This is a genomic window from Streptomyces sp. NPDC052236 (assembly GCF_044548015.1).
Taxonomy (GTDB): domain Bacteria; phylum Actinomycetota; class Actinomycetes; order Streptomycetales; family Streptomycetaceae; genus Streptomyces.
Window position 1 is genome coordinate 1 of record NZ_JBIUBL010000078.1, and the last position, 4,285, is coordinate 4,285.

Below are 4,285 nucleotides of genomic sequence, written 5' to 3' on the forward strand. Positions count from 1 at the left end.
TCCTCGTACTGGACGTACTTGGGTGATTCCGACAACGCAGCGAGTGTGCGTGCCGGGCGTCGCGGGCCAGGCGGGACTTTCGCAACACGCCCTAGAGCGCTCAGCCCCGCCAGGTGAACTGCTCACTCGCCAGATGAAGTGCTGAGTCACAACCGCCGGTTCGGGCCCTCACAGCTGCTCGGGGACCTACAGACCGAACGCGATGTGCTTCATGTTTGTGAAACGCACCTCCTCCAGGTCTGCGGCTCGGCGGCAGCCGAACCGTCCTGGAAGTGCACGTCCTTGAGCTCTTCGGCGGCGATCTCCTGGAGCTCCTGGTCGCTGGCGCCCCGGTCCTTGGCGTCGAAGAGACGGGCGGCGTACAGCGGGGCAGCGCCGAGCTCCACCGCGTAGGCCACGGTCGGCATCGCGTACCACGCCGGTCCTTCGGGCCGGTTGCCCTTCCGTGTGAAGGGGCTGGGCAGTTTCGGGTCGAACACGGGGTTCTTGACGTGCGTCGGCGCACCGAGGCCGACGATCGTGCCGTTCGCACCGCCGGCGAAGGCCATGTTCACGTCGATGCCGACCAGGCAGCGCTTGAGGCACTCGTCATCGGTGAGCGGACGTGCCCAGTCGTACGCCTCCTCCATCAGCATTTCGGCCGGGGTGCGCTGGTGGAAGCGCGGCATGTCCTTGAACAGCGGGTGCCCGTCCGGTGCCTCACACGGCGCGCAGTCCACCGAGTGGGCACGGCTGGCTCGGCGAGGTTGAGGGGTTGCAGGTGAGCCTCGCCGGCACCGAGGACAAGCTGGCTCAGCTCGACACCGAGCAGGTTCGTCGCGCCATCGCCGTCGACCTCGGGTTCCCGCCTTCGCCCAGATCGCCACCCGCACGAGCGAAGTTCAGAAGCCTGCCCGATGACCCACGAAGGCGGGGTTCGCGACGCAGAGGCCTTAACTCAGCTGGACAACCGCTGGGGAATTATCAGCCCATGAACGAGATCATGTTGATGTCGGATCCGACGGTCGCCGCCATGCCCGTGGAGGAGTGTGATGAGCCGTTGCTGGACTGTCGCAGTGTGCTGCGTGTCGACCAGCGGCGGTCCGATACGGCGGGCGACTGGGCCCATCTGCGAGCCGGTGTGCTGCGACGGCTGATACGCGCTCAGGAACTGCTGCCCCACGGGTGGCACTGGCTGCTGGTGGAGGGCTACCGGCCTCCAGCCTTGCAGGAGAGCATCTTCAACGACTATGCGGCTACGCTGCGGCGACTTCACCCCGAGGCGTCAGAGTCCCACATCCATACCGCCGCGTCGCGCTGGGTCGCCCCGCTGGAGACGGCCGGGCACGTCTCAGGAGCTGCCGTCGACCTCACGATCTGCACAACGGACGGCATCGAGGTCGACATGGGCAGCCCCGAAGCCGCCACCCCGGAGGAAAGCGACGGAGCCTGCTACACCCAGGCCGCAGGCCTCCCCGCTCAGGCTCAGCAGAACCGGGCTGTGATGATCGAAGCCCTGACCGCTGTCGGCATGGTGAACTACCCGACCGAGTGGTGGCACTGGTCCTATGGGGACCGCTACTTGGCCCTGGCCACAGGGGCAGCTGCCGCCCTCTACGGCCCGTGGCACCGGGCCTGAGCCAGCCGCCAAGGGACCACGCTCAAGTTGGTTCAGAGAAGCGACGGCCGACTGGAGCGAGACGGCCGTCGACACCGGACAGGTCGACGTCGTTGACGCGCTCGCCCGGCTGCTGCAGGGCGAGTGACGATGAAACGGCCGCCCCGCGCGGCCCATTACGCCGAGTTGATACGCCTGGCGTTTATGGAGGCCAGACTCTCCGGCCTGACTGGCCGCCGGCTGTTGGCGGCCTGTGACCTGACGGCCAGCCAGCTCCAGTCCGGCATGGACACCTGCGCAACGTCGCGGCCGACGAGGGATGGCCGCCGGTGATCTGGGACCGCGGCCACGACCCCCCGCACGCCGCCCTCCACCCGAAGACGAGTGGATCCACCTCGTCCTGGCCAGTTCAACGGCGTCCACGCCGCACTCGATCTCGTCGCCCGCTCCCGCAACTGAACTCCTGTTCGGGCCGCCTCCTGAGCGTCCTGGGTGTCTACCGGTCTGCTCGGCAGACCCTGCTGGGAGCGCTTGGACTCGATCAGTCGAACCGCGATCCCTTGGCCGAGTTCGCCGAGCATCTGGTCGCAACTCTGTGGGGTGCCTGGCTCGCCGAGTCACGGGTTCAGGAGGACTACGACCTCATATCGGCCGAGGGTGAGTACGTGCAGGTCAAGTATCTTGCCAATAAGCTGTCTGGCTGGCCGAACGAGCACCCCGCACATTGTGAGCGCTGTCAGCTTGGGAGCGCTTGTCGGGCGACGAGTTCGGAGCGGGTCAGCTCAAGCAGTCGGCCCATCCAGTTGCGCCCCCGGCGGTCGGGTACGTCCCTCCAGAAGGGGGAGTCCGAGAGGCCGGTGTAGCTGATCACGCTGTCCCCGGTGGAGAGGAGGATCTCGGCGAGGTCAGGGTGCTGGGTGAATTTCGCTTCCAGCAAACCGCGCATCAAAGCGAGCCGTACGCTGGGCCAGTCCGCTCTCCGCTTTGCCCGGCCTCCCATATCGTGTGCTTCCCGTCCGGTCGGCGCATCGCGGATCTGGTCGTGGTTGGAAGCGTCGGCCGCTGACAGAGCCCAGTAGCCGTGGAGTACGGAGGGGTAGGTTTCCCCGGCGAAGACCACCGGTGCTGGGAACTCGTTACGCAGCACGAACGGTCCGAGTATCTCCGGCCAGCCCTGCGGATAGACGGTTTCATGCGAAGTGAAGGCAGCTTGGCCGGCCACGACCGGATCGTCAGCATGCTGGACGGCGCGACGATCCCGCTCCTGTACGACTCCCTGGTCCCCCCGGTTGAAGTAATCCAGGACCTCCCTGTGCATGTCCGATGTCGCTACTGGGCCGTCCCCATCGACAGCGGTGCCTACGTCGGTCAGGAGGATCCGCAGGGGGCGGTCCTGACGGTCCATATCGCCGAGGACATAGATACGGCAGTGGGGTGGAACCGCTAGGTAGGCGTCTCGCAGCAAGATGCGGTTGGGCTCACTCGGATCCTGCTGGAAACGTCGGATCGCATCCCAGCAACGCTGTCCGGCCGTAGGCCGTCCGTTGAGTTCTTCGACCTTGTCGGCGACTTCGAGAAGGAATCCCTCCGGCGTCAGTGGTTCGCCGTATCGGGAGAGCCACTTCGACGGCTCGTCAGGCAGCTTTGAAACCCCGGGCTCTGTGGCCGCGATGCGGCCCGAGGCCAGCAGCTTCTCCAGGCCGCGCAGGTCAGTCCGCTCTTCGCCTCTGATTGCCCCGTCCGCGAAGACGATCAGATCGTCGAGGAAGTACTTGTCGTCCCATCGGCTCCGCCGCCAGACGTGGCACCAGGCCCCGTCGATTCTCTGCCCGTCCACTGTCCGATACGTCGGTCCCCGCCACGTCATGAGTGCACGCTACCGCCCGAGAACGGACAACTGGCCAAGCAGGCTCGTCTGCGGGTTGCTACCGCTTCGTCCTCCAGCGTCCGTTGAACCTGGACACCCAGGTGGCGCTGCCGCTCCTGGACCAGAGGTGCGAGGGGGAGGGCGGAGGGTGGCAGCGTCTGCTCGAGTCGGAGTTCCGTACCCTGGTTGAACTCAGCGCCGAGGAACGGCGGCAAGTCGTCATCCTGCCACCCAGCATCGCCAAGCTGACGGCGCAGCTGGTCAAGCGCAGGTGGGATGGGCGGCTCATGCTGTGGGCCCCCACGGGCTCGCGTACGTCAACGGCACGGAATGTGCCCAGGCCAGCGGCGGGGCGGGCAGCGACGCGCGAGGACTGCTCGGTCACGGCGGCAGTCGCGTTGCAGAAGTTCCTCGGCAAGCAGCCCGGCCACGCAGACGTACAGGCGGCGCGGTAGCCACGGCCGCACGATCGTGGCTCTCCCGCGCGGTGAAGGTGTTGAGGGTGCCCATGACAAACAGGATCGGGGCGGTGAAGCGCAGGGTTCGGAAAGTGCCGTTGGACAGATGGACTCCTTATGTCGGGACCTCGAGCCGAGGAGGAGCAGCGACGGTGCATGGGCTGTCGCGACGGCCGGCCAGCCTGTGGTCGGTCGGATGTCGTCCCGCGTGATGGTGTAGGCGATCACCGTGCGGGTGTGCGCGGGCGGATGCCCGGGGCGTGCATCCGGTGACGGTCTCCGCTCCCTGCGCAAAGGGCAGGCCATCGTGCAAATCTCCCTGGTGAACGGCCAGTTCAACCCGGGAGGTGCCCGATGGCCTTG

The 4,285-nt window shown here is 66.8% G+C and carries 4 protein-coding genes and 1 pseudogene; 3 read left to right on the forward strand and 2 right to left on the reverse strand.

The window, feature by feature from the left end:
- Positions 1-374: 374 nt before the first annotated feature.
- A pseudogene (locus ACIHCQ_RS44495) lies at positions 375-719 on the reverse strand (transcriptional regulator); the annotation flags it as partial.
- 251 nt (positions 720-970) lie between these two features.
- Between ACIHCQ_RS44495 and ACIHCQ_RS44500 the strand changes: the two are divergent.
- On the forward strand, positions 971-1,618 hold the full coding sequence (locus ACIHCQ_RS44500) for a M15 family metallopeptidase (RefSeq protein ID WP_399675069.1): 648 nt from the start codon (positions 971-973) through the stop codon (positions 1,616-1,618).
- A complete protein-coding gene (locus ACIHCQ_RS44505) occupies positions 1,548-1,745 on the forward strand; it encodes a DUF6192 family protein (RefSeq protein ID WP_399675071.1) in 198 nt (65 codons plus the stop codon). Before ACIHCQ_RS44500 ends, ACIHCQ_RS44505 begins: the two co-directional genes overlap by 71 nt.
- A gap of 588 nt (positions 1,746-2,333) precedes the next feature.
- Here the strand turns inward: ACIHCQ_RS44505 and ACIHCQ_RS44510 are convergent.
- A complete protein-coding gene (locus ACIHCQ_RS44510) occupies positions 2,334-3,464 on the reverse strand; it encodes an NADAR family protein (protein ID WP_399675074.1) in 1,131 nt (376 codons plus the stop codon).
- 83 nt (positions 3,465-3,547) lie between these two features.
- On the opposite strand from ACIHCQ_RS44510, the gene ACIHCQ_RS44515 reads away from it, so the two are divergent.
- Positions 3,548-3,919 carry a hypothetical protein gene (locus tag ACIHCQ_RS44515; protein WP_399675077.1) on the forward strand — a complete coding sequence of 124 codons (372 nt, stop codon included), beginning with the start codon at positions 3,548-3,550 and terminating at the stop codon, positions 3,917-3,919.
- The last annotated feature ends 366 nt before the right edge of the window (positions 3,920-4,285 follow it).

Coding starts and splice junctions, on each gene's coding strand:
- ACIHCQ_RS44505 (WP_399675071.1), top strand. CDS start 1,548: ATGGGGACCGCTACTTGGCCCTGGCCACAGGGGCAGCTGCCGCCCTCT.
- ACIHCQ_RS44500 (WP_399675069.1), top strand. CDS start 971: ATGAACGAGATCATGTTGATGTCGGATCCGACGGTCGCCGCCATGCCC.
- ACIHCQ_RS44510 (WP_399675074.1), bottom strand. CDS start 3,464: ATGACGTGGCGGGGACCGACGTATCGGACAGTGGACGGGCAGAGAATC.